At 72.5% G+C, this 24,377-nt stretch carries 23 protein-coding genes; 11 read left to right on the top strand and 12 right to left on the bottom strand.

Annotated elements, in window-relative coordinates; all coding sequences use genetic code 11:
- The first annotated feature begins 18 nt into the window (after positions 1-18).
- The gene (locus tag ACZ4YL_RS23915; protein WP_468119323.1) at positions 19-747 is read left to right on the top strand and encodes a maleate cis-trans isomerase family protein; all 729 of its coding nucleotides are present in this window, start codon (positions 19-21) and stop codon (positions 745-747) included.
- 132 nt (positions 748-879) lie between these two features.
- Here ACZ4YL_RS23915 and ACZ4YL_RS23920 read toward each other — a convergent pair whose 3' ends face one another.
- The 4 genes from ACZ4YL_RS23920 to ACZ4YL_RS23935 all read right to left on the bottom strand — a co-directional run bounded on the left by ACZ4YL_RS23920 (position 880) and on the right by ACZ4YL_RS23935 (position 4,644).
- The gene (locus ACZ4YL_RS23920; protein ID WP_468119172.1) at positions 880-1,947 is read right to left on the bottom strand and encodes a zinc-binding dehydrogenase; all 1,068 of its coding nucleotides are present in this window, start codon (positions 1,945-1,947) and stop codon (positions 880-882) included.
- A gap of 42 nt (positions 1,948-1,989) precedes the next feature.
- Positions 1,990-2,844: a DMT family transporter gene (locus ACZ4YL_RS23925; RefSeq protein WP_468119174.1), complete on the bottom strand. Its 855-nt coding sequence runs from the start codon at positions 2,842-2,844 to the stop codon at positions 1,990-1,992.
- A 100-nt stretch (positions 2,845-2,944) separates the two neighbouring features.
- Positions 2,945-3,742 carry an ATP-grasp domain-containing protein gene (locus tag ACZ4YL_RS23930; protein ID WP_468119176.1) on the bottom strand — a complete coding sequence of 266 codons (798 nt, stop codon included), beginning with the start codon at positions 3,740-3,742 and terminating at the stop codon, positions 2,945-2,947.
- Complete coding sequence (locus ACZ4YL_RS23935; RefSeq protein WP_468119177.1) at positions 3,739-4,644, bottom strand: ATP-grasp domain-containing protein; 906 nt, start codon at positions 4,642-4,644, stop codon at positions 3,739-3,741. The genes ACZ4YL_RS23930 and ACZ4YL_RS23935 overlap by 4 nt, the downstream gene beginning before the upstream one ends.
- Positions 4,645-4,795: 151 nt before the next feature.
- On the opposite strand from ACZ4YL_RS23935, the gene ACZ4YL_RS23940 reads away from it, so the two are divergent.
- A complete protein-coding gene (locus ACZ4YL_RS23940) occupies positions 4,796-6,214 on the top strand; it encodes a hypothetical protein (protein WP_468119179.1) in 1,419 nt (472 codons plus the stop codon).
- A gap of 9 nt (positions 6,215-6,223) precedes the next feature.
- Complete coding sequence (locus tag ACZ4YL_RS23945; protein ID WP_351153106.1) at positions 6,224-6,955, top strand: DUF7873 family protein; 732 nt, start codon at positions 6,224-6,226, stop codon at positions 6,953-6,955.
- 450 nt (positions 6,956-7,405) lie between these two features.
- Here ACZ4YL_RS23945 and ACZ4YL_RS23950 read toward each other — a convergent pair whose 3' ends face one another.
- The 3 genes from ACZ4YL_RS23950 to ACZ4YL_RS23960 all read right to left on the bottom strand — a co-directional run bounded on the left by ACZ4YL_RS23950 (position 7,406) and on the right by ACZ4YL_RS23960 (position 9,821).
- Positions 7,406-8,131 carry an anti-sigma factor family protein gene (locus tag ACZ4YL_RS23950; RefSeq protein WP_468119181.1) on the bottom strand — a complete coding sequence of 242 codons (726 nt, stop codon included), beginning with the start codon at positions 8,129-8,131 and terminating at the stop codon, positions 7,406-7,408.
- Positions 8,128-8,739, bottom strand: coding sequence for a sigma-70 family RNA polymerase sigma factor (locus ACZ4YL_RS23955; RefSeq protein WP_030725819.1), 612 nt, complete (start codon positions 8,737-8,739; stop codon positions 8,128-8,130). Before ACZ4YL_RS23955 ends, ACZ4YL_RS23950 begins: the two co-directional genes overlap by 4 nt.
- 83 nt (positions 8,740-8,822) lie before the next feature.
- Positions 8,823-9,821, bottom strand: a complete 999-nt coding sequence (locus tag ACZ4YL_RS23960) for a DUF1996 domain-containing protein (RefSeq protein WP_468119183.1) — start codon at positions 9,819-9,821, stop codon at positions 8,823-8,825.
- Positions 9,822-9,968: 147 nt separating this feature from the next.
- On the opposite strand from ACZ4YL_RS23960, the gene ACZ4YL_RS23965 reads away from it, so the two are divergent.
- From ACZ4YL_RS23965 to ACZ4YL_RS23985, 5 genes are all read left to right on the top strand, one after another.
- Positions 9,969-10,952 carry a phosphotransferase family protein gene (locus ACZ4YL_RS23965; RefSeq protein ID WP_468119185.1) on the top strand — a complete coding sequence of 328 codons (984 nt, stop codon included), beginning with the start codon at positions 9,969-9,971 and terminating at the stop codon, positions 10,950-10,952.
- A 45-nt stretch (positions 10,953-10,997) separates the two neighbouring features.
- Complete coding sequence (locus ACZ4YL_RS23970; RefSeq protein WP_468119187.1) at positions 10,998-11,540, top strand: GNAT family N-acetyltransferase; 543 nt, start codon at positions 10,998-11,000, stop codon at positions 11,538-11,540.
- A 75-nt stretch (positions 11,541-11,615) separates the two neighbouring features.
- The gene (locus ACZ4YL_RS23975) at positions 11,616-12,365 is read left to right on the top strand and encodes a DUF1838 family protein (RefSeq protein ID WP_468119189.1); all 750 of its coding nucleotides are present in this window, start codon (positions 11,616-11,618) and stop codon (positions 12,363-12,365) included.
- A 448-nt stretch (positions 12,366-12,813) separates the two neighbouring features.
- Complete coding sequence (locus ACZ4YL_RS23980) at positions 12,814-14,583, top strand: S8 family peptidase (RefSeq protein WP_468119324.1); 1,770 nt, start codon at positions 12,814-12,816, stop codon at positions 14,581-14,583.
- A 212-nt stretch (positions 14,584-14,795) separates the two neighbouring features.
- A complete protein-coding gene (locus ACZ4YL_RS23985) occupies positions 14,796-17,564 on the top strand; it encodes a helix-turn-helix transcriptional regulator (protein ID WP_468119190.1) in 2,769 nt (922 codons plus the stop codon).
- 36 nt (positions 17,565-17,600) lie between these two features.
- On the opposite strand, the gene ACZ4YL_RS23990 is transcribed toward ACZ4YL_RS23985, so the two are convergent.
- The 3 genes from ACZ4YL_RS23990 to ACZ4YL_RS24000 form a co-directional block, all read right to left on the bottom strand.
- Positions 17,601-18,515, bottom strand: coding sequence for a glycoside hydrolase family 19 protein (locus ACZ4YL_RS23990; RefSeq protein WP_468119192.1), 915 nt, complete (start codon positions 18,513-18,515; stop codon positions 17,601-17,603).
- A gap of 145 nt (positions 18,516-18,660) precedes the next feature.
- On the bottom strand, positions 18,661-19,074 hold the full coding sequence (locus ACZ4YL_RS23995; protein WP_468119194.1) for a rodlin: 414 nt from the start codon (positions 19,072-19,074) through the stop codon (positions 18,661-18,663).
- 167 nt (positions 19,075-19,241) lie between these two features.
- Entirely contained in the window at positions 19,242-19,433 is a 192-nt protein-coding gene (locus tag ACZ4YL_RS24000) for a DUF5302 domain-containing protein (RefSeq protein ID WP_030384532.1), read from the bottom strand.
- A 208-nt stretch (positions 19,434-19,641) separates the two neighbouring features.
- On the opposite strand from ACZ4YL_RS24000, the gene ACZ4YL_RS24005 reads away from it, so the two are divergent.
- Both ACZ4YL_RS24005 and ACZ4YL_RS24010 read left to right on the top strand, forming a co-directional pair.
- The gene (locus tag ACZ4YL_RS24005) at positions 19,642-21,003 is read left to right on the top strand and encodes an FAD-dependent oxidoreductase (protein WP_468119196.1); all 1,362 of its coding nucleotides are present in this window, start codon (positions 19,642-19,644) and stop codon (positions 21,001-21,003) included.
- Positions 21,004-21,216: 213 nt separating this feature from the next.
- The gene (locus ACZ4YL_RS24010) at positions 21,217-21,567 is read left to right on the top strand and encodes a hypothetical protein (protein WP_468119198.1); all 351 of its coding nucleotides are present in this window, start codon (positions 21,217-21,219) and stop codon (positions 21,565-21,567) included.
- 78 nt (positions 21,568-21,645) lie between these two features.
- On the opposite strand, the gene ACZ4YL_RS24015 is transcribed toward ACZ4YL_RS24010, so the two are convergent.
- Together ACZ4YL_RS24015 and ACZ4YL_RS24020 are read right to left on the bottom strand one after the other, a co-directional pair.
- Positions 21,646-22,164, bottom strand: a complete 519-nt coding sequence (locus tag ACZ4YL_RS24015; RefSeq protein WP_468119200.1) for a mycothiol transferase — start codon at positions 22,162-22,164, stop codon at positions 21,646-21,648.
- A 98-nt stretch (positions 22,165-22,262) separates the two neighbouring features.
- Positions 22,263-23,783 (bottom strand): MFS transporter, encoded by a 1,521-nt coding sequence (locus tag ACZ4YL_RS24020; RefSeq protein ID WP_468119202.1) that lies wholly within the window; start codon positions 23,781-23,783, stop codon positions 22,263-22,265.
- A 154-nt stretch (positions 23,784-23,937) separates the two neighbouring features.
- On the opposite strand from ACZ4YL_RS24020, the gene ACZ4YL_RS24025 reads away from it, so the two are divergent.
- Complete coding sequence (locus ACZ4YL_RS24025; RefSeq protein WP_033225812.1) at positions 23,938-24,375, top strand: MarR family winged helix-turn-helix transcriptional regulator; 438 nt, start codon at positions 23,938-23,940, stop codon at positions 24,373-24,375.
- Positions 24,376-24,377: the final 2 nt, after the last annotated feature.

Consider the following 24,377-nt stretch of genomic DNA (forward strand, 5'->3'; position numbering starts at 1 on the left):
CCGAGCTCCAACGTCACCATGGAGACCGAGGTCCCGGCCATCCTCCGGGCCCGCCAGGCCGTCGTGCCCGACGAGCGGTTCACCTTCCACTCCAGCCGGATGCGCATGACCCATGTGACGCCGGAGCAGCTCAAGGCCATGGACGCCGACTCCGACCGCTGCGCGGTGGAACTCTCCGACGCCCGGGTGGACGTACTGGGCTACGCCTGCCTGGTGGCCATCATGAGCATGGGCCTCGGCTACCACCGCACCTCGGAGCAGCGCCTGCACACGCGGACCGCCGAGAACGGCGCGCCCGCCCCGGTCGTCACCAGCGCCGGAGCCCTCGTCCACGGGCTGCACACCATCGGCGCCCGGAAGATCGTGCTGCTGGCCCCCTACATGCGCCCGCTCACGCGGACCGTCGTGGACTATCTGACGCACGAGGGCATCGAGGTCCTCGACCACCAGGCCCTCGAAATCCCCGACAACCTCGACGTCGCCGCCCATGACCCGGCCCGGCTGCCGGGTCTCGCGCGGGCACTGGAGTACGCCGACGCCGACGCGGTCGTGCTCTCGGCGTGCGTGCAGATGCCCTCTCTCGGCGCGATCGAGGAGGCCGAGCAGCTCCTGGGCAAGCCGGTGGTGTCCGCGGCGGTCTGCACGGCCCACCAGATGCTCCGGTCCCTGGACCTGGACGCGGTGGCCCCGGGCGCGGGCCACCTGCTGTCGGGCAAGTACGCGCGAACCCCGCTGCCGTCGGCCTGACCCGGCGGGGGGAGCGGGGGTCGGGGTCGGGCACGGTGGGGCGGCTTCCGGAGCCGAGCTCGCGGCGTCGGCCCCGACTTCTCCGGGTCCGCCGGGACCGCACCGGCCGCACCGCCGAAGCCCCGGCCGGCGTCAGGCCGCCGGCCGGGGCCGCGGCTCGGATCCAGGGAGGATGATCGTGACCCCGCGCCCGGCCGCCGTGCCCATGGCGGCCAGCGCCGCCGGGGCCGCGTCGAGCGGGATCGTCGAGGTGACCAGCAGGTCCGGCCGCAGCACCCCGCCCCGGACCATCTCCATCATCGGCGGGTAGGCGTGCGCCGCCATGCCGTGGCTCCCGAGGATCTCCAGCTCCCAGCCGATCACCCGGTCCATCGGCAGGGCCGCCGCGCCGGCCGCCGCGGGCAGCAGTCCCACCTGCACGTGCCGCCCGCGGCGGCGCAGCCCGGCCACCGAGGCCGCCGCCGTCTGCGGTGATCCCAGCGCGTCGAGCGACAGGTGTGCGCCGCCGCCGGTCGCCTCCCGGACGGCCTGCGCGGTGTCGGCGCCGTCCCGGGCGTCCACGCAGTGCACGGCGCCGAACGTCCGCGCCAGATCCAGCGCCCCCGGCGCCGTGTCCACGGCGATCACCCGGGCCCCGGCCGCCGCCGCGATCATCACGGCGGAGAGCCCCACCCCGCCGCAGCCGTACACGGACACCCATTCGCCCGCCGCCACCCGGCCCCGCGCCACCACCGCCCGGAACGCCGTCGCGAAGCGGCAGCCGAGACCGGCCGCCGTCGCGTACGAGAGCTCCTCGGGCACCGCCACCAGATTCACGTCGGCGTGGTCCAGGGCCACGTACTCGGCGAAGGACCCCCAGTGCGTGAACCCGGGCTGCGTCTGCCGCGCGCACACCTGGTGGTCGCCGGCCGCGCAGTCGGCGCAGCTGCCGCAGGCGCACACGAACGGCGCCGTGACCCGGTCGCCGGCCCGCCAGTTCACGACGCCGGTCCCCACGGCCTCGACCACACCCGCGAGTTCGTGCCCGGGGACGTGCGGCAGCACGATGTCCGGGTCGTGCCCCATCCAGCCGTGCCAGTCGCTGCGGCACAGCCCGGTGGCCTCCACCCGCACCACCACCCCGCCCGCCGGCGGACCCGGCTCCGCCACCTCCCGTACCTCGGCCTGCTCGCCGTACCGCTCGAAGACCACCGCTCGCATGGATCCCGCCCTCCGCTCGATTGACCGGCACGCTACCCGGCCTCAGGGCGCGCCCTCCCCGGCCCGGGCCAGCGCCAGGACGCCCGCGCAGATCAAGCCGATGCCCAGCAGCTGGGGGAGCAGCCACCAGCCCGACCGCAGGTGTTCCTCGTACAGCACCACCCCCAGCGCGATGCTGATGCTCGCGTCGCCGAGGGTCAGCGCGGGCTGCGAGGCGACCAGCGTTCCGCCCTGCATGGCGTGTTCCAGCAGGAGCAGGGCGCAGATGCCGCTCGCCCCGAAGGCGTACGTCTCCCAGGTGGTCAGGAAGGCGACGAAGCCGTCGTCGTCGAGGACGTGCACCGCGGACTTCATCAGTGCGGCGGTGAGCGCGTAACAGACGGCGGTGGCGGCACCGAGGCAGCCGGCCCGGGCGCGGCCGGGCGGGAGGCGCAGCCCGGCCACGGCCAGGGCGGCCACGACGACCGCGCTCGCCGCCAGGGCCACCACCCAGCGCTCGGCCGGCACGTCCGTCCGGTTGCCCATGGGCGAGGCGGCCACGAGCGCGACCCCGAGCCCCGCCACCACCCCCGCCACGGCCAGCCACAGCGCCCGCGGCAGCCGCTGCCGCGTCATCAGCGAGGCGATCAGCAGCGCGAGCGGCAACTCCAGCACGAACAGCGGCTGCACGAGCGCCAGCGCGCCGGTGGCCAGCGCGAGGGCCTGCCCGGCCCCCGCCGCGATCACGGCCAGGATGCCGCCGATCCACAGCGGGCGCCGCAGCAGATCGAGGACCAGGCCGAGGCGGAAGCCGTCGCTCTGCGGCACGGTGAGCGCGGCGCGCCGCTGGAGCACGGTGGCGAGCGCGTTGCTGAACGCCGCGAACAGCGCGAAGAGGACCGGCAGGACGACGCCCATGCCCCGATCCTCAGGGCGCCCTTCGCCCCGCCGTGCCACGACACCGGGCCACGGCCGTCATGCCCCGCGCATTCCCCCGTCCGGACCTGCCCGGCAGGCGCTAGCCCCGCCCCGCGGCCCGGCGCAGGGCCAGTGCCGCGAGGGCCTCCGGGGCGCCGGCCTGGCCCCGGACTCCGGGGAAGGCGTTGATGTCCACGATCAGCGGTGTCCCGCCGCCGGTGTCGATGATGTCCACGCCGTAGACGTCCAGTGCGAACACCGCGCCCACCTCGCGCACCAGACCGGCCCAGCCGGACGGCAGTTCCGCCAGGGGCAGGGGACGGGTGGGACCACGGCCCCCGGGGGAGAGCTCGGACCGGCGCAGGGCCGAGAAGACCTGGTCCCCTATGGCCCACAGCTTGTGGTCCCAGCCGCTGTTGGGCGCGTACTCCTGCACCACGACCGGCTCGTGCGGCCACTCCCGCGCCAACTCCCGCAGGCGTGCCACGTCGTCGACGCGGGCGACGAGGTCGCCCCGGCGGCTGCGCCGGCTCTTGACCACCACGGGGGCGTCGAGCCGGGCCCCGGCCGCCCAGGCCCCGAGGGAGTCGTGCGTACGGGTCGCGGCGAAGGGCAGCCCGGCCCGCAGGGCGAGCTCGGCCATCTCCGTACGGTCCTGGCACAGCGCGGTGGCCGAGGCGGAGTTCACCACGGCCGCTCCCCGCCGTTCCAGGTGGCGCGCGAGACCCAGCGCGTGCGGTGTCCGCGACTTCAGCAGGTACACCTCGGCGAGCGGCAGCGGCACGTCCCCGAGGGTGAGCGGATCGAGGGCCTCGACCGCGTGTTCCGGGGCCAGCAGGGCCGTCGTGTCCGCCAGCAGCGGATGCCCGGGATCCGGGGTGATCAGGCCGACCTTCACGCGCCGTCGCCCCCCACGGCCGAGACCTGCGCCGGGATCGACAGGGGCAGCGGGTACGGCAGCGCCACGGGCGCCGGCGGCTGCGCGGAACCGCCCGCCCGCGCCAGCTCCAGGACCGCCCGGGCCACCCGCGCGGCCGCGTCCGGCACCTGACGGAAGCTCGGGAAGTCGTTCACGTCGACGACCACCGGCCCGTCCGGGCCCAGCAGCACGTCCACGCCGTACAGGTCCAGCCCGTAGACCGCCCCCACCTGTGTGGCGATCGCCGCCACTTCGGCCGACAGCGGCACGCGGCGCTCCCGTACGGAGGGGTCCGGGTGCAGCGGCGAACACCGCTCGGTCGCGAACAGCTCCCCGCCGACCGCGTACACCTTGATGTCCGTCCCCGAGTTGGGCACGTACGGCTGGGCGATGAGCAGCCCCTCGCCCGCCAGCACGGGCAGCAGCGACTCCAGCCGCTCCGGCGAGGACACCAGGTGCACGGCCCGCCCGGAGCTGCCGTCGGCGGGCTTGACGACGAGCGGGTACTCCGCCGCCGGGATCTCCCTGAGCAACTCGGGGCGGGCCACGGCGTACGTCGGCGGCAGCGGGAGCCCCCGGCCGCGCCCGAGGGCGGCGGCCAGCGCCTTGTCCCGTACGCCACGGATCGACCGGGCGTCGTTGACAGTGGTCGTCCCGGCCGCGGCGGCGGCTTCGAGCAGCGTCAGACCCGGGCCGCCGGACACCGTCTTGAGGACCCAGGCGTCGTGCGCGCCCGCGTCCACCACCTCGGTCATGCGCAGGAGCGAGCCGCCCGGCCGTACGACGTCCACGCTGTGCCCCCACGCCGTCAGCTGCCGGATCACCTCGTTCGGCATGCCGTCGTGGCGGTAGTGCTCCTCCACCAGGAAGCAGAGCCTCATGGACCTTCCCCAAATTCCCCGGACGTCCGCCGATACCGTCCGGCGAGTCATGACGTCACAGGATGTCATGGACCGCAATGTGATGATCGGTCCGGCTGTGGGCTTCCTTGTTACGCTGCCCGCTTCGGATCAACGGGGGAGGGGCCGGGGCATGGATGATCGGTGGACGGGGCTGCTGCACGGGCTCCTGGTGAACACAGCCGCACCGCCGGACGTGCTGGTACGGCTGCTCGGCCTCGAAGACGAGTGGGTGCGATGGGTGGTTCCGCGGCGGAGCGATCTGCCGCCGGAGGTGGTCGACGCGATCCTCGCGCACCCGGACCGCCGGGTGCGGTGCGCCTTCGCGGAGAACGCCGACGCCGACCCCGGCCAGCGCGCCCGGCTGCTCGACGATCCCGACCCGCGCATCAGCCTCGCGCTCGCCATGGGTACCCTCGCGTACCGACGACGGGCGGAACCCCTGCCCGACCACGCGTACGAACGGCTGCTGGCCTACCCGGGCCCCCTGGTGCGATACGAACTGGTCGAGTCGGGCGCGACGCCCCACCACATCCTGGCGACCCTCGCGGACCACGAGGACCCTCTGTTCCGCCGGGCGTCCTGCCGCGCCTGGGACCGGCTCGCGCGGCAGACCCGCGAACGGCTCCTGCACGACGAGGATCCCGGCGTCCGGCGGGCAGCCGCCGTGCGCATCTGCCACGAGGACGAGGAAGCGACCACCCGGCTGGTCGGGGAACTGGGCGACTCGTGGCAGGTGACCGACATCCTGCAGACCGGCCGGCTCACCCGGGAGCTCGCCGAACACGTGGTCGCCGGGGGCCAACGGCTCGCGGCGATCGCCGCCAACCCCACCCTGCCGCCCGACCTGGTGGCGCGCCTGGCCGTCGACCCCGATCCGCAGGTCCGGCTCCGGATCTCCGCCCGTCCCGAGCTGAGCGAGTCCGAGCGCGCCGCCATCGACCACACCGTGGACGCCGAGGACCGGCTGCCCGTCCTCGACTGGGTGTGGGAGCGCCGCGAGGACGCCGAGTGCCTGCGGCGGTGCGCCCGGTCGGCGCACACCTGGCTGCGGCGCAGCGCCGCGGTCTGCCCCGGCCTGCCGGCCGACGCGGTCGAACTGCTGGCAGGGGACCCGGACTTCGCCGTACGTCTGCTGCTCGCCGAGTTCCACCCGGAACCGCCGCCCGAGCTGCTCCTCGACCTCTACCTGCACGGCACCCACCGCGCCGTGCAGATGCTCATCACCCGGCCGCGCTTCCCCGTCGCCGGGCTCGCCGCCCGCTTCGGCGACTCACCGGACCCGCAACGCCGGCGGCTGGCCCTGCGCGACCCCGGCCTGGAACCGGAACTCCTCGACCGCTTCAGCCGGGACCCCGATACGCGCGCGGCCGCCGCCCGGGACCCCCGGCTCCCCGTGGCCCGGATCCGCGAACTGCTCGCCGATCCGGACCCCGACATCGCGGCCGCCGCGGCCGCCAACCCCGCGCTTCCGCCGGAGGACATGCGCCGGCTGCTGGACCGGGCGCACGTGCCGGAAATCCTGGTGAATGATCGGACAATCGGCTGCTAGGTTGATCACGTGCCGAAGCTGAATCAGATCATCGCAGTGGAAAAGGGCGTCAAGTCCAAATCCCTCCAGGAGCTCACCCAGGCTCACCACGACGTCCAGAAGCCCGCCCTGCTGGCCGGAATCTCCCGGACCTACCAGCCCAAGGACGAGGAGGGCGAGCAGCTGCCGCCCGAGTCCACCCGGGTGCAGGTCAAGGCCGAGGACGTGCTGCGGGCGACGGCGGGGACCCTGACGCGGCTGTTCGACGTGACGGCCACCAAGGACTGGGCCAACCGCACCGCGGCCGCCGATGTCGTCGTGGACGGGACGGTCCTGCTGGCGCAGGTGCCCGTGCCGTACCTGCTCTTCCTGGAGAAGCAGCTCACCGACATGCACACCTTCGTGCGGAAGCTGCCGGTGCTGGACGCCTCCGAATCCTGGAACCTGGACCCGTCCACGGACTCCTGGAAGACGGACGCGGTGCGCACCATCCGTACCAAGAAGGTGCCGCGCAACCACGTGAAGGCCGAAGCCACCGAGAAGCACCCGGCGCAGGTCGAGGTGTACTACGAGGACGTTCCGGTCGGGTACTGGACGACCGTGAAGTTCTCCGGTGCGCTGCCCGCCCGCCGGGTCAACGAGCTGCTCGACCGCGTGGAGAAGCTCCAGCAGGCCGTCAAGTTCGCCCGCGAGGAGGCCAACAGCGCCGAGGTCACCGACCAGCGGGTCGGCGACGCGGTGTTCGGCTACTTGTTCAAGTAGCCCCTAAGACTCCCTCTGTATGTCTGCAGGGGGTGCGCGAGAGCGCAAGCTGAAACTGATGTTGAAGCTGAACGAGGGTGTCAGTTGGGGGTTCGAATCCCTCCCCCGGCATTACGAGCCGGGGTGGCCCAAGCTGGTAGAGGCGGCCCTTCAATCTCAGATTATCGCTCCAGTCTCAGTATTCGCCGCCGAACACCGGATCGACCGAGCGTGGACGATCATCGATGGATGGGGGTTCAAGTCCCCTCTGTGCCTCTCCTCATGGCGCGGTAGTTCAAAGGTAGAACACGTCGATCTAAGAATGATCCGCGACTCTTAAACGTGCCGGTGTGCGCAATTGGGTGGCACACAGGAGCCCGGGAGCTGGATATGCTCCCGGGCTCCGTCACGTTCCCGTCCCGTCCGCCCCCGGTCCGGTCCGACCGGTACGGTCGGACCGGACCGTACCGGTCAGACCGGTACGGACACGAACGTCCGGCCCGACTCGTTCTCGACCAGGATCGCCTTGACGTCCGCCGGGTCCACGGCCGCCGAACCGTCCAGCGCCGCGCCCTTGGCCTCGCCGTTCTCCTGGCTGCCCGTGACCCAGCCCGCGGCGGTGGTGCGCGTCCCGTTCTTGGAGACCACGACCAGCCGGCACCGCTCGCCCGGCGGCACGCCCGTGACCGCCGCGTGCACCCGCACCCACTTGGTGGCGGGCGTCATCTGTACGGTCATCCGCGCACCCGTGGCCTTGTCGGTCGCGGAGAGCACCTTGGTCCCGGCGGGCGGCGGGGAAGGGCTCGCCGTGGCCGTCGGGGACGGCGGCACAGGCAGCGCGACGGCGTCCGGATCGCCCGTACCCAGCTGGGTACCGGCCCAGAACACGGCGGCCAGCGAGGCCGCCACCGCCAGTCCCGCGAACCCCGCCCGCCGGCGCGCATCACCGGCCCGCTCACCGCGCATCTGCCGCAGGGTGCGCTGGAGCAGCAGGTCACCGCCATGCGGCGGTCCGTCGAGGAACGCCTCGTCGGGCACCTCGCCCAGAGCCGCCTCCATCTCGCGCAACGCGGCCACCTCCTCCCGGCACTGCACGCATCCGCTCGTGTGTTCCTCGACCCGGCGGATCTCCTCGGCGTCCAGGACACCGAGTACGTAGGGGCCGAGCAGTTCCTCCTCGTGCCTCAGCCGGTTCATGCCACCACCTCACGCAGTCCGGCGGGCTGCTGGGGCGGCCTGCCCGATCGCTTTCCTTCTCTGGAACCGATGTCCCTGAATCCGTCGCTCTTGAAGACGTCGCGCAGCGCCTTGAGGGCGTAGTGCGAGCGAGATTTGACCGTACCCGCCGGGATGCCGAGACTGTCGGCCGCCTCCGCGACGCTGAGCTGTCGGTAGTACAACTCCTTCAGGACGTCGCGGTGTTCCGGCGACAGCTGATCGAGGGCCCCCAGGACCGTCATGCTGTCCACCACGGAATCGGCGTGGTCCGCCTCCACCGGGGGAGCGGACGAGGCTCCCGAGACCTCGGGCGGCCGGGCGGCCTTGGCCCGGTAGCGGTCGGTGATGATGTTGCGGGCCACCGTGAGCAGCCAGCCGCGCACCGAGCCCTTTCCGTTGACCAGCACCTCGGAGTGGCGCCAGGCCCGGATCAGCGTCTCCTGTACGACATCCTCGGCGGCGGCCCGGTCTCCGGTCAGCCGGGTGGCGTACGCGAGCAGGGCGTGACCGTGCTCCTCGTACACCGACTTGATCAGTGCCTCATCGGTCGAGCCCCGCCGAGTGCGGGGCCACAGTGGTCCGGCCATCTCACCCTCTCCGTCTTCCTCGCATATGTGGTGCGGTCGGAACACGCCACCGGGGCGGATTCGGTTCACGTGACCTGCGTCACTCAGGTCCGGCAGCCGCGGCCCTCGTTGATGCAGTCGACGACCGCCGCCATCTGCCGGTCGGTCATCGCGTTCACGAACATCGCGTGATCGGTCTTCGGGCTGTGCCGCTGCTCGGGGAAGGAGTCGAGGGCCACGTTCAGCCCCGGGGGGATCTCGTAGGCGAGGGAGACGCGCAGTTCCGGCACCGGGAAGGTGTCCTTCGGGCAGACACCGTTCGCGGCGGTGAAGAGCAGATGCGAACGGTGCGTGACGCCGACGGTGTCGAGGCCGTTCCAGCAGCTCGGGAAGACCAGGGTGCGGGTGACGCGCTCGCCCGCGGGGCAGCGCGGGTAACGGGTGGTGGCCCGGTCCGGGGAGCCCGAACACCCCCAGCGGGCCCGGACGTCGGCCTCGCTGTCCGCGGTGTACGCGACGGCGTCGCCGGTCATCGCGCGCAGGAACCGCGGCATCGGCACCACCTTGCTCACGGGGTTGCCGCGGAACTCCACCAGGACCGAGGTCTCCGGCACGATCTCGCCGACGTTGCCGTGCCCCGCAGAGTCCTCGTGCGGGCGCGTGCCCGGGCGGTCGGGGCGACGCAGGACGGGCCAGTAGTACGTGGACCGGTCGCCGCCCGCACAGCTCGTGTCGGCCGCGTCCAGCGAAGCCTCCGTCGACAGCGCGTCGGTGGAGAGGTTCCCCACGTAGGCGTGCGTGTGATGGGCGCCGCCCAGCAGCCCGGGCGAGACCACGAGGTTGTCCTCGTTGTAGTGGCCCTGCTCGTTGCGGCCGCAATCCACCACCATCGACCCGGCGGATCCCTCGGACCCGGAGGCGGGAGCGGCCGCCGGCAGGCGCGGGACATCGCGGATGTCCACGTAGTCGGACGCGACCGGCCGTCCGTCCGCCGCCCCGGCGTGCGGACCGGCCGCCCGCGACGCCCCCAGTACCGCTGCGATCAGCCCGCCGCCCAGGATCAGGCAGACGGCGAGAGTGAGCAGCCGGTGTTCGTTCCCCATGCCGGTCACGGTTGCCGGTGGCGCCCCCGCCGTCAACTGGTCATCCGTATGACGGGCACGGCGCCGTGATTCGTACGTTCCGGTGTGGGCCGGCCGCTCGCCCGGGGAGGCGAGGCCAGAGGTCACCGTGACGGATAGTCTGCCTCCATGAGTTCGGGCGAGGGGGCTGAGGGCATGGGTGCGGATCTCGACGGTGAGGCCTGGGGGGCCACGCGCTCCTGGGTGGAGAAGGGCCTGCCCGGGGCGGAACGCATCGAGCAGGTCGAGCGGCTGCGCGGTGGCTGGACCTCGGAGATGCGGCGCCTGGACCTGGGTGGCCCGGACGGCCGGCGCTCGCTCGTCCTGCGGTCCTTCGTCAAGCCCTTCTTCGTCCGGCACGCGGAGGGCCTGCTGACCCGTGAAGCGGAGATCCTGCGCCTGCTCGGTGACACGGACGTACCCGCGGCCACGCTGGTGGCGGTGGACGCGACGGCGCAGTACTGCGACCACCCCTCCCTGCTGATGTCCCTGCTGCCGGGAACCGTGCGTCTGGACGACCGGAACGCCGGCGACCGCGCCGAACTGCTGGCCCGCCAACTGGTGCGTATCCATCGGCTGCCGACAGCCGCGCACCAGCGGCCCCGCACCTATCAGGCCTGGGCCTCTCCCGAGCGCGTGACGCCGCCCGCGGCCACCGAGCGGCCCGAGCTCTGGCAGCGCGCCGTCGACGTCATCCGCCAGGATCCGCCGGAGTACCGAGGCCGCTTCCTGCACCGGGACTTCCATCCCGGGAACGTCCTCTTCACCGGTGCGGACGGGGATCTTCGGATCAGTGGCGTCGTCGACTGGGTGGAGACCTCCTGGGGGCCCGCCGACCTGGACGTGGCGCACTGCTCGACGGCGCTCGCCCTGCTGCACGGGGTTCCCGCGGGGATGAGCTTCGCGGACCGCTATGCCGCCGCGGGAGGAACCCTGACCGAGGACCGCACCGCCCACCTGTACTGGCGTCTCCTGGACGCGCTGGGCTTCGCTCCGGACGCGGAGAAGGTCGGCGTGCCCTGGCGTGAACTGGGCCGCGCCGACCTGACGGCCCGTGTCCTGACCCGGAGACTGGAGGGCTACATCCACGCCCTCTTCGAGAGGTATGCCTGACGGGGATGTGGTCACATGTCCGGCCACTCTGGCTACGATCGGCCGATGATCACTTCCGTCACGCTCGGGGCCGCCGCGACACCGACCGCTTCCGCTCTCGTTCTCCGCCCCTGGCGCGTGGAGGACGTCGCCGCACTGGTCGAGGCCTCCCCGGACCCCGGGCTGGAGTGCGAGGACGACGGACTGGGGTGGGTGCGGGCCCAGGAGCGGGGCTGGGCGGCGGGGGTCCGGTTCGGCTTCGCCGTCCTGGAGGCGGCCCGGGGCGCGGCGCCGGCGCGGTTGGTGGGCAATGTCGTCCTCAAGGAGGTCGCGTCCGGCAAGGCCTCCGCCGAGGTCGGCTACTGGACGGCGGCGGAGGCACGGGGCCGGGGTGTGGCCCCGCGGGCCCTGGAGGCCCTCACCGCCTGGTCCCTGGACGCCTTCCGGGCCGACGGCCTGGAGCGCCTCGAACTGCTCCACCAGGTGGACAACCCCGCATCCTGCCGCGTCGCGGCCAAGTGCGGTTACGCGTACGACAGGACGCTGGCGTCCGCGCCCCCCGCCTACCCCCTCGACGGCCATCTGCACGTGCGTCGCGCGGCTGCCTGACACGTCACTGACGGGGCCGAGGTTGTCCGTGGGGCTGCTTGTCCGGCCGTGCGGCGACCGCGCACAGTGGGGCGTATGACATCAGAGCTGACACCCGCCGAGCTCCTGCACGCATTCGCCCGGACCCGCGCCTCGCTCGACGGCGCCGAGGTCACCTACTGGTGGACCGGGGACGTCCACTCCTGGGCCCCCGGCGAGCCCTACCGGCGTCTCTTCGGCTTCGAAGGGCTCAACGTCGCGCGCCTCGTGGCGGACGAGGAGCTCGGCGGCTACCAGCTCCTGTCCAGGGAGGCCGCGTTCTACCTCGACCCCGGGACCCGGGAGATCCTGGAGACCTGGCAGGACAAGCCCGTGGTCCACGTATGGAACGATCCGGCCAACCAGAAGTGGCGGCCCTTCCCGGTCCCCCTGACGGAACTGGGCGACCAGGTCTGCTTCAGCCTGGAGATCCCGCTGGCCTACCCCTCGCCCCTGCCGGTCGCGCAGTACCCCGCCCACTCGGCCGACGACACCTACCGCGCCCTGGAGCTGTTCCAGTTCTTCGCGCCCGCGACCACCCTGACCACGGACGCGGTGAGCGTTCCCGCCACGATGTCCTGGACCCGGATGTCTCCGTGGCTGCCCTGGATGGAACAGGGGCAGCGCCCCGGCGGCCTCACCTTCCACTGCCGCGGCCGCAAGCTGGACTCGTACGCGCAGGTCCCGGAGCGCACCCGCGCGTACATCGCCGGGCACCACCCCGAATTCGCCCACGCGCCGGAGAAGTGGAGCGAGCCGAACGAGACCAGCTGGACGTACTTCCGCAGGCTCTTCCCGCCGCGGTAGGGACGGTTCCGCTCCCGCCCCCGGTTCCGCGCGGCGATCAAGCGGATGTCGAACATGCCTGGTCAGCGCCCCTGCCGAGGGACCCCCGGGGGGAGCCGCAGGGGGCGGACAAGGGTTTTCCCCGTATCGAGTTCATCCCCGTGTTGCCTACTGTCTGCCCACCGGCGATCTTCCCCTGACCCTACGGCACACACGCCAACCCCACATGGCGTGAAGGCCGCACCGGTCGGGGGGAGAGCCGGGACCGCCGTTGCCCGGCCCCGCCGTTGCGGCTCGGGCGACGTGGCGCGCGGCGGAGGCCGGGGCGAGCTCGACCAACTCGCTCCCGGTCCCGCGGCCGCCGGAACCTCCCACACTGCACTGACCGGCCGCTCCGGCATGCCCGGAAACGGCCCTCGAAGGGGAACACGTGCACGCTTCCAGACGTCGGCTCATATCCGTGGTGGCCATGTCCGTCACCCTGCTCGCCGGCTCCGCCACCGCCACCGCCTCGGTGGCCGCAGCCGTCGAGAACCCCGGCGCGGCACCGGCGGCCACGGTCGCCCCCACCGCGCCGGTCGAGAACCTCATCGTCGGATACAAGTCCTCGGCCACCGAGGCCAGCTCGAACACCGCAGCGGCCGACGACGCCGCCGCCAAGGGCAAGAAGGCCGGCAAGAAGGCGAAGTTCGACCGCCGCCTCGGCACCGGAGCCGCCCTCGTCAACCTCGGCGGAACCGTCGCCCCGGCCGCCGCGGCCGACGTGATCGCCCAGTTCCGTGCCGACCCGGACGTCGCCTACGTGGAGCCGGACACCCGCGCCTACGCCATGGCCGTCACCCCGAACGACACCGAGTACGCCAAGCAGTGGGACCTCTTCGAGCCCACCGCCGGCATGAACGTCCCCGGTGCCTGGGACAAGACCACGGGCTCCGGCGTCACCGTCGCCGTGATCGACACCGGCTACGTCGCCCACTCGGACGTCGCCCCGAACATCGTCTCCGGCTACGACTTCATCTCCACCGCCTCCGAGGCCCGCGACGGCAACGGCCGTGACAGCAACCCGGCCGACGAGGGCGACTGGAACGCCACCGACGGCGAGTGCGGCACCGGCTCCAAGGCCAGCACCTCCTCCTGGCACGGCACCCACGTCGCGGGCACCATCGCCGCGGCCACCAACAACTCCAAGGGCGTCGCCGGCATCGCCTACGGCGCGAAGATCCAGCCCGTCCGCGTGCTCGGCAAGTGCGGCGGCGCCACCTCGGACATCGTCGACGCCATCACCTGGGCGTCCGGCGGCTCCGTCGCGGGCGTCCCGGCCAACGCCACCCCGGCCAAGGTCATCAACATGAGCCTCGGCGGCTCGGGCACCTGCGGCACCAGCTACCAGAACGCCATCAACGCCGCCGTCGCCCGTGGTACGACCGTCGTCGTCGCCGCCGGCAACAGCAACGCCAACGCGTCCGGTTTCTCGCCCGCCAGCTGCAACAACGTGATCAACGTGGCGTCGACCAACCGCGCCGGCGACCGCTCGTACTACTCGAACTTCGGCTCGATCATCGACATCTCCGCCCCGGGCGGTGAGACCCGCCGCGCCACCGACACGCCCGGCACCGTCACCACCCCCGAGAACGCGATCCTCTCCACCCTGAACGCCGGCACCACCACCCCCGGTGCCGAGACCTACAAGCCCTACCAGGGCACCAGCATGGCCGCCCCGCACATCGCGGGCCTGGCCGCCCTGCTGAAGTCGGCGAACACCTCGCTGACCCCGGCCCAGATCGAGTCGGCGATCAAGACCAACGCCCGCCCGCTGGCCGGTACCTGCACCGGTGGCTGCGGCGCCGGCCTCGCCGACGCGGCCGCGGCCGTCGCCGCGGTGACCTCGACCCCGCCCACCTCGGGCTTCGAGAACACCACGGACTTCGCCATCGGCGACAACACCACGGTGGAGAGCCCGATCACCGTCAGCGGTGTCACCGGCAACGCCCCGGCCACCCTCAAGGTGGGCGTGAACATCGTGCACAGCTACATCGGTGACCTCAAGGTCGACCTCGTCGCCCCCGACGGCAGCGTCTACACCCTGCACAACCGTTCCGGCAGCAGCACCGACAACATCAACCAGGTCTACACCGTGAACGCCTCCTCCGAGGTCGCGAACGGCACCTGGAAGCTGCGGGTCAACGACAACGCCGGCGGCGACACCGGCAAGATCGACTCCTGGAACCTGACCTTCTGATCAGGGGCCAAGTCGGCCTGACGGTCAGATAGTACGGACCAAAGCGCGCCCGCGGACCTGCTGATACACCTCGTATCGGCAGGTCCGACGGGTTTTCCCGGTACGAGACTGATTTCTGCGTCACAATCCGTGTCCGCCCGCCACTCGACCTCGTATTGTCGCCTCTCACAGGAAGGGCACCGGAGCTGGGACCGAGAGGCTGGTGGCTGTGCGTGGTGGCGGCGACGGGGCACGCTGACACAAGTGTCGGACACGGAGAACTGATCAAGGCGGTCGACCGCGCGCTGACCACGCACGGCCGGGCGCTCCTGACCGGACCGGCCGGCGCGGGCAAGACCGAGGTGGTGCGCGCCGTCGCGGCCGCGGCCGAAGCGCGCCGCGAGACCGTGCTGCGCCTCGCCCCCGAGGCCGCCGACCAATGGATACCCGAGGCGTCCGCCGCCGCCCTCCTCGCCTCCGTACCCGGCGGCGCCCTGGAACAGCTCTCCGGCCCCCAGCGCACCGCCATCGCCCTCCTGCGCCGCGAGGCCGACGCCCCCCGGGCCGGCCGCGACCACATCGCCCTGCGCCTCGCCGTGGTCGAGGTGCTGCGGACGCTCGCCGGCCGCGACCCCGTCCTCCTCGTCCTCGACAACGCCCAGTGGCTCGACGCCGAGAGCACCGACCTGCTCCGCTTCGCCCTGCGCCTCACCCCGCCCCGCGTACGGGTCCTGGTCGCCGAATGCGTCCAGGGCGGGGTCCCGGTGGGCGAACCCCTCTGCGGCCCCGGCGTCCCCGCCATCCGGGTACCCCCGCTGGGCGCCGACGAGGTCGCCGAACTCCTCGTCCGCCACGGCCTCCCGGCCCGCCTCGCCGGCCGGATCCACCAGGCCAGCGGCGGCAACCCGCGCCTCGCCCTCGCCCTCGGCCACTCCCTCGCCGAAGCCGCCGAAGCCCGCGACAGCAGCGCCCACCACGCCGACACCCTGCCCGTCTCCGGACAGGCCCGCGAGGTGGCCCGCCGCCTCCTCGCCGCCGCCCCCGCCCAGGCCCGCCGCACCCTGCTGCTCGCTGCCCTCGCCACCCGCCCCACCATCTCCCTGCTGCGCCGCGCCGGCCGCCCCGACGCCGAGGCCGAGCTGGCCGAGGCGGAACGGGCCGCGCTGGTCAGGGTGGGTGAGGACGGCTCCGTGGAGTTCACCGCCGGTGCCCTGCCCACCGCCCTCGCCGCCGACGCCGGCTGGCCCGAACGCGCCGCCGGACACGCGGCCCTGGCCGCCGCCGTCGACGATCCTGTCCAGGCCGTACGCCACCGCGCGCTGGCCGTGGACACCCCCGACCAGTGGCTCGCCGAGGAGATCACCGAGGCCGCCGCGGCCTGCCGCCGCCGGGGCCAGCGCGCCCTCGCCGCCGAACTGGGCCTGCTCGCCGCCGAGCGGACGCCGTCCTGGCTGGCCGGCGAGGAACTGGCCCGCCTGGTCGCGGCCGCCGAGGACGCCGGCTGGTCCGGCCGCGCCGACCTCGCCCGCCGCGCCACCGGGGCCGTCCTGGCCCGCGACGCCTCGCCCGCCGACCGGGTACGGGCCCGGCTCGCCGTGATCGACGCCGCCGGGCAGGCCCTGGGCGCCCTCGACGAGACCATCGCGTACGCCATGGACGAGGCCGCCGGGGACCCCTCGCTCCAGGCCGCCGTCCAGCTGCGGATCGCCTGGAAGCACAACCTCAGCGACGGCGACCCGGTCCGCTCCCGCGACGCCGCGGCCCGCGCCGGCGCGCTCGCCGCACTCGGCGGCGACCAGGTCGCCGAGGCCATGGCCCTGACCGTACGGGCCCGCATGGGCCGCATCCTCGGCGACCCGGGCGCCGAGGCGATCCTGGCCGAGGCCCTCGCCCTGCCCGCCCCCGAGGTGCCCCTCGGCATGCGCAACGCACCCCAGTACCTCGCCGTCCGGCACGCCCTCTTCGACGACGGCCTCGACGACGCCCGCCGCCAGCTGATGGTCCTGCTGCCCGCCGTCCAGCGCACCGGCTCCGCCGAGGACGTCTTCGAGGTCCTGCGCAGCCTCACCGAGGTCGAACTGCGCAGCGGCCGGTGCGAGGCCGCCTCCGCCCACGCCCGCCGGGCCCTGGAGCTCACGATCGACGCGGGTCTCTCGCCCGGCCCCGCCTGGTACGTCGCCGCGATGGCCGAGGCCATGGGCGGCAGCTTCGCCCGGGCCGCCGGCTACGCCCGGCGCGGCATCCAGGCCTCGCAGGAGGAGCAGGACCAGGTCTTTCTCTCCCGCAGCCTGCACGCGCTCGGCCTCGTCGAACTCGCCACGGGAGAAGCGGCGAAGGCCGTCGCCACCCTGCGCCGCGTCGCCGAACTGGAGGCCGCCCAGCAGGTGGTGGACCCCTCGATCCTGCGCTGGCACGGGGAGCTCGCCGAGGCCCTGATCGCCGCCGACGCGCCCGAGGAGGCGGCCCGGCTGCTGTCCTCCGTCCGCACGGTCGCCGTCGGCCTCGGCCGTACCGGGGTCGTCGCGGCGCTCGACCGGGCCCGCGGGCTGTGCCTGTCCGCCCAGGGCGACGCCGACGCGGCCGTGCACCTGCTGGAGACCACCGCCCAGCGCTTCGACGTCCTGCGGCTGCCGCTGGAACGCGGCCGTACGCTGCTCGCCCTCGCCCGGGTGGAGCGCCGGCGACGCCGGCGCGCGCCGGCCCGTGCGGCACTCCGGGCCGCGGCCGAGATCTTCGACCGGGCCGGGGCCGCCCCCTGGACCGAGCTCGCCAGGGAACCGGCCCCCGGCGACGGCGCCGGTGCGCGGGTACCGGCGGCCGCGACCCTGACCGATGCCGAGACCCGGCTCGCGCTGCTGGTCAGCCAGGGTGCCAGCAACCAGGAGGCCGCGGCGAAGCTGTTCCTCAGCGTCAAGACGGTGGAGGCCCGGCTGACCCGGATCTACCAGAAGCTCGACGTCCGCTCACGGGCCCAGCTGGCCACCGCGCTGCGCACGCGGTGACCGCCGCGGCACCGCCGCCAGGGGGTGTCTCGCCCCCTAGCAGCCGAGGTTGTTCCCGGGGGTCACCCCGAGCAGCTGCGTGAAGCTCTGGTACTTCGAGATGCGGCTCTGGACCTGGGCGGGGTTGCCGCCGTTGCACTCCAGGGAGCCGTTGATCGAGCGGATGGTCTCCCCGAAGCCCGCGCCGTTCACCATGGCGGCGTGGGCGGTCATCGTGCCCGGGCCGTTCTGGGTGTTCCAGTACCAGAGCGCCGTCTTCATGGCGACGGCCGGATCCTGCTCCACGAGGTACGGGTTGGCGAGCAGGTTGATGCCGAGGGCGTCACCGGCGGCCTTGTAGTTGAAGTTCCAGCTGAGCTGGATGGGCCCGCGGCCGTAGTAGGCGGCCTGTCCGGCGGGACAGCCGTACGGCTGGCTCGCGTCGCAGTAGTGGGGGTAGTTGGCGGTGTTCTGCTCCACGATGTACACGAGTCCGCCCGTCTCGTGGGAGACGTTCGCGAGGAAGGCCGCGGCCTCGCGCCGCTTGGTGGTGTCGTCGCCGGTACTGGCGAACCCGGGGTAGGCGGACAGCGCCGCGACCAGGCCGTTGTAGGTGTAGAAGGGGTTCCGGTTCGGGAACATCTGGTTGAACTGGGCCTCGGAGACCACGAATCCGGTGGGGTTGCCCGGATCCGGGTCCTGGCCCCCGCCGCCGCAGGTGCCCTGGTCCGACCAGACGCCCCACTGGCCGGTGGTGCCGGGCGTCTCGCCCTGGGTCCACCACTTCGCCTGCCAGTTGTGGCCGCCGTACGAGGCGCTCATGCCGCCCGTGTAGACGGCGGAGGAGGCCCAGGCGCCGGCGCAGGGGGTCGCGGCGACGGCGGGGGAGGAGGGGAGGGCGAGGGCGAGGCCGGCCGCGACGGCCGCGGCGGCGGTGAGTGCGAGGGCGCGGAGGCGAAGCGCACGTATCACGTAACTGCTCCTTCAGTGGGGGGACTTGCCGTGGGGGCAACGGTGCCCACTGAAGCGAAAATGGTCTGAACCTGTCAAGGTCTAGACCAAATGAAACGCGCCGGTGTCACGCGTGACGCGTGACACCGGCGCGGGATCGAGCCGATCAGCTGCCTGCGGAGAGGTTTCCGGAGAGGACCGGGATGTTGCTGGCGATGTGCGAGAGGGCCTCGTCGCCCTTGGCCTGGGTGGAGTTCTCGGCGCACTGCTGGTTCTGCGGGTTGGACAGGACGTTGACGTCCTGGACGCCGACGTTGGCGATGAGTGCGAACAGGGACTGGGCGTTGACCTTGGCCGGCAGGCCGATGCAGAGCTTGTTGAGCGAGCCCTGGACTGCGCCCAGCTGCGGGCTCATCTTGCCGTGGGTCTCCTGGTTGCCGAAGATCTGGGCCGAGCCGTTGCCGTTGACGGTGTTGACGCCGTTGTCGTTGCCGATCGCCATCGCCGGGGTGGCGACTGCGGCACCCGCGCCGAGCACGGCGGCGGTGGCGGCTGCGGTGGCCATGAACTTCTTGAACATGTGGGGATCCTTCTGTCGCACTGTCGCATGTGATGGCTGCCCTCGGCGGGACGTGCTGATCAACTGTCGACGGCGCTCGGGGTTATCCCCACTCACCCGAGTGGCCCAATGGCGGATCGAGCCACCCCCGGCCGCGGCGGCGGGGGCGAGCTCCTGGGGTCCGAGGGTCAGCCGGTCTTGCGGCGGACCTTCTTGTTCTTGCCGCCGGGGCCGCTGCTGGCACCCTGGACCTTCGCCCGGCTCTGGTGAGCCTGCTGGGACTGGGCGTTCGCGGCGTTGCGGTCCAGGGCCTCCCGGAACTTGCGCTTGGCCGCGTCGGCCGGGGACTCGTCCTGCGGGGTGTCGGTTTCGTCAGCCATTTTGTCCTCCTGGGGTGATCAAGCGGTTTCAGTCTGTCAGGTGACGTCCGTGCTGACCAGCGAGTTCCCCTATGCTCCAAGGACTGCTTGGGGAGGTCATAAGTTTTGATTATGGGGTCATAAAGAGACACCGGGTGCTGAGTTAGGTTTACCTTCGTTTAGGGTTCCCTTTGATCCACCTTGCCGTCGCTCGAAGGGAACCTCTGCCATGCCTCGCCCTCTGCGGGTAGCCATCGTCGGTGCCGGCCCGGCCGGTATCTACGCCGCCGACGCGCTGCTGAAGTCCGAGGCAGCCGTCGAGCCCGGTGTGTCCATCGACCTCTTCGAGCGGATGCCCGCGCCCTTCGGCCTGATCCGGTACGGCGTCGCCCCCGACCACCCCCGGATCAAGGGCATCATCACCGCCCTTCACCAGGTGCTCGACAAGCCGCAGGTGCGCCTCTTCGGGAACGTCGACTACCCGAACGACATCAGCCTCGACGAGCTGCGGTCCTTCTACGACGCCGTGATCTTCTCCACCGGTGCCACGGCCGACCGCGCGCTGACCATCCCGGGCGTCGACCTCGACGGCTCCTACGGCGCCGCCGACTTCGTCTCCTGGTACGACGGTCACCCGGACGTCCCGCGCACCTGGCCGCTGGAGGCCGAGAAGGTCGCCGTGCTCGGTGTCGGCAACGTCGCCCTCGACGTCGCGCGCATCCTCGCGAAGACGGCCGACGAGCTGCTTCCGACCGAGATCCCGGCGAACGTCTACGACGGGCTCAAGGCGAACAAGGCCCTTGAGGTGCACGTCTTCGGCCGCCGGGGTCCGGCGCAGGCCAAGTTCAGCCCCATGGAGCTCCGGGAGCTGGACCACTCGCCCAACATCGAGGTCATCGTCAACCCCGAGGACATCGACTACGACGAGGGCTCCATAGCCACCCGCCGCGCCAACAAGCAGGCCGACATGGTCGCCAAGACCCTGGAGAACTGGGCGATCCGCGACATCGGCGAGCGCCCGCACAAGCTCTTCCTGCACTTCTTCGAGTCGCCCGCCGAGATCCTCGGCGCGGACGGCAAGGTCGTCGGACTGCGCACCGAGCGCACCGAGCTCGACGGCACGGGCAACGTCAAGGGCACGGGCAACTTCACCGACTGGGACATCCAGTCCGTCTACCGGGCCGTCGGCTACCTCTCCGACGAGCTGCCCAAGCTCCCCTGGGACGTCGAGTCCGGCACGGTCCCGGACGAGGGCGGCCGCGTGATCGAAGCCGGCGGCCACCTGCCGTCGACGTACGTCACCGGATGGATCCGGCGCGGTCCGGTCGGCCTGATCGGCCACACCAAGGGTGACGCGAACGAGACCGTCGCGAACCTGCTCGCCGACCACGCGGAGGGCCGCCTGAGCGAGCCGGCCGCCCCGGCGCCGGAGGCCGTCGAGGCCTTCCTCGCCGAGCGCAGCGTCCGCTACACGACGTGGGAGGGCTGGTACAAGCTGGACGCGGCCGAGAAGGCCCTCGGCGAGCCCCAGGGCCGCGACCGCGTGAAGATCGTCGAGCGCGAGGACATGCTGGACGCGAGCGGAGCGTAACGCGTGAGGGGCCGGGACCAGTACGGGGTACCGGCCCTTCGTACGCCGCCCGGCGCGATCGGCGGCGCCGCTGTCCGGGCGGCGGGACCAGGTTCGGTCCGGGCGATCTTGGCTGTGGGAGGATGCCGTCCATGAGGGATGTCCGAAGGGGCCGTGCCGCGTAGAACGCCGGCTTCACTTCGGCCGCAGGGATGCGGCCGGAGGAGCCCCTGGGTGCGATATCGCGATGTCCCCGGCCTGTCGGGGGCGGCGAACGCGGCCGTCCGCGTGCTTGAGCGGGGTCGACTGGCGCCGGGCATCGTGTCCGCCGCGCTGAGCGTGTGGTCGGTCCGCGTCCACGGCGTCGAACGCCGGTGGAGACCGTGGGAGGCCGAGTTCACCTGCCCGTGCTGCGGCGAAGGCTGGGCCCGGGACAAGCTGCAAGAGGCTCTGTCCATGCTGCCGCCGAAGGCCGCCGCCGAACTGCGGGTGCAGGTCGAGTGCCTGGACGAGGTGCTGCTCAGGCGAACGCACCACGAGCCCCTGGCAGATCCGGAGTCGGCGTGGTGGCATCGCCGGTGCTGACCGTGCCCACCGGTACGCGGCGAGCGTGCGTGCCGGACGCCGCGAGCCCGGCCTGATCGGCAAGACACCTGGGGCCCGTCAGACGCCCCGGTCCCGCTCCAGCACGCCCCGTACGAAGGCCGCCTGCCCGGCGTGCTGCAGGTCGTCCCCCAGCACGCTGACCAGGCGTACCCCGAGGGTGACCGGCGGATTCCAGCGTTCGTCGACCACCCGGTCCAGGTCGGCGGCGGCCAGCCCGTGGACGAACCGCGCGGTCCGCTCGTGCACCGCGTCGAAGTACCCCAGCAACAGCTCGCCCGAGTCCACCCGGACGGTGTAGACGTCCCGCGACGAGTGCCCGTACCCGGTCGACCCGGCGGGCAGCGGCAGCGCGAACCGGTCCGACCAGCCCTCGGAGTCCCAGATCTGCTCGGTGCCGGCCGCGTCCGCGATGTGGTCGTCCTGGATCCGGGTCAGGTGCCAGACGAGCCAGGTGACCGAGTTCGCCGCCGGGTCCACGCGCGCGTTCAGCAGCTCCGGCGGGACCCCTTCCACGACTTCGTGCACGATCTCCCGGATGCGTCCGAAACCGTCGGCGATGACGTCCGTAGCCTTCATGCACCCACCATGCAAGGCCCGGGGGCCCGACCGCCGCGAGCGACACGCGGAGGTCGGGCCGCCGGGCCGGCGGGTCGGGTGACGGGACGGACGACCGGTCAGCGGGTGGCGTCCGCCTTCTCTGCCTTCTCGGCCTGCTCCGTCTTCCCGGTCGCCGCCGCGGGCTGCCCGGCGGCCGCCGCCACGGTGCCCTGCCCGCTCCGCAGACCGATCCAGCTGATCACCGCGACCAGCGCGAAGGCCACCGCACCGATCCCGAAGGTGAGGGTGAATCCGGACTCGGCGGGCAGCGGGGGGACCCCCGCCGGCAGGTGCTCGATGGTCTTGGAGGCCAGGATCGTGGTGACGACGGCGCTGCCGATCGCACTGCCCGTGGAGCGGGAGATCGAGTTGATGCCGTTGGCGATGCCGCTCTGGTGGTGCGGGACGCTGGACATGATCACGGCGGGCATGGCGGCGTAGCCGAAGCTGACGGCCGCACCGACGACGAGCCCGGCGCCGATCACCGAGAGGGTGTGCTGGTGGTCCAGGACCAGCCAGGCGAAGCCGGCCGCGCCGAGGGCCGCGGCCAGGGCCAGCGCCGTACGGGGACCTCGGTGGCGCACGATCTGGCCGCCCACGGGCGAGGCGAGCAGCGAGACGATGGCGCCGGGCAGCAGGAACTGCACGGAGGCGCGCAGGATGGACGCGTCGAAGCCGTAGCCGGTGAGGGCCTCGGGCATCTGGACGAGGTACGAGACGCCCAGGAAGTTCGCGAACATGCCGAAGCCGACGAGGACGCCGGCCAGGTTGGCCATGAGCACGGGGCGGTGGACGAACATCTTCATGTCGACGAGCGGCTCGCGCACCTTGCGCTCGACGAGCACCCAGACGGCGGCCATGACGGCGGCGCCGGCGAAGCTGCCCAGCGTGCGGGCGGAGCCCCAGCCCCACTCGTGGCCCTGGGAGATCGGCAGCAGGAGCAGCAGCAGCGCGATGCCGAGGGTCAGCGCGCCGAGGAAGTCGGTGCGCCCGCCGGTCTTGTGGCGGGTCGCGGGGACCAGGAACACCACCGCGAGCAGGGCGAGCAGCGCGAAGCCGGTCGCCATCCAGAAGGCGTTGCGGTAGTCCGCGCCGGAGCCGGAGGTGAGCAGTCCGGTCGCGACGAGCGCGAGCCCGCTGCCGAACGCGAGCGTGCCGCTGACCAGGGCCATCGCACCCGGCAGCTTCTGCGGCCGGACCTCTTCGCGCAGGACCGACAGGGCCAGCGGGAAGATCGCGGTGGCGGCTCCCTGGAGCACCCGGCCCAGGATCAGCAGCGGCAGCGAGGACGCCAGCGCGGCGATGACGGAACCGGCGACCATGACGCCGAGCACGGCGACCAGGGTCGGCTTCTTGCCGTGCTGGTCACCGAACCGGCCCAGCAGCGGGGTGAAGACCGCGGCCGACAGCAGGGTGGCGGTGGTCACCCAGCTCACGTTGGCCGTGGTGGTGCCGAGGTCCTCACGGATGAGGCCGAGGATCGGGACCGGCAGGGTCTGCATCATCGACACGACCATGGCGGCCAGGCTCAGGGCGAAGACGATGACCGTCTCGTTCCGGTGCCCGGAGGCCGGGGTGGCGGGGGAGGGGGTGCTCATGGCTGGGATGAACCTTCTTCGTGTTTCGGAGCTGAAGAGCTTCGGAACGCAGATGTTTGACCTTCTCAAGTAACTCGAACGACGGTAGACGTCGATAGTTAAGGTGGTCAAGTAAACAATTGATAATGTGAAGCATCCTGAGTACGCTCCAGGTATGAGCGACACCGCCACGCAGACCCCCACCAAGCTCCAGCTGCTGGAGCTGCTCGCCGCGATCGGCACCGCCCAATGGCGTGAGTTCGCGGCCGCCGCGGCCCAGCACGGCCTGACCTCCACCCAGGCCCGGGTCCTCGCCCAGCTCGACGGCCCCGTGCCGATGCGCGGCCTCGCCACCCTGCTGGTGTGCGACGCCTCCAACGTGACCGGCATCGTCGACCGGCTGGAGGCCCGCGAGCTGGTGCGCCGGGAGCCGGACCCCGCCGACCGCCGCGTCAAGAACGTCGTCGCGACGGACGCGGGCCGCGAGGTCATCCGCCGCGTGCGCGAGGAGATGCAGGCCATGCACGGCGCGCTGGACACCCTTGACGAGGCCGAGAGCGCGACGCTCTACGCCCTGCTGGGCCGCCTGCGCCCCTCGATGGAGAAGGCCTGATC

Source organism: Streptomyces sp. NPDC030021 (assembly GCF_055574035.1).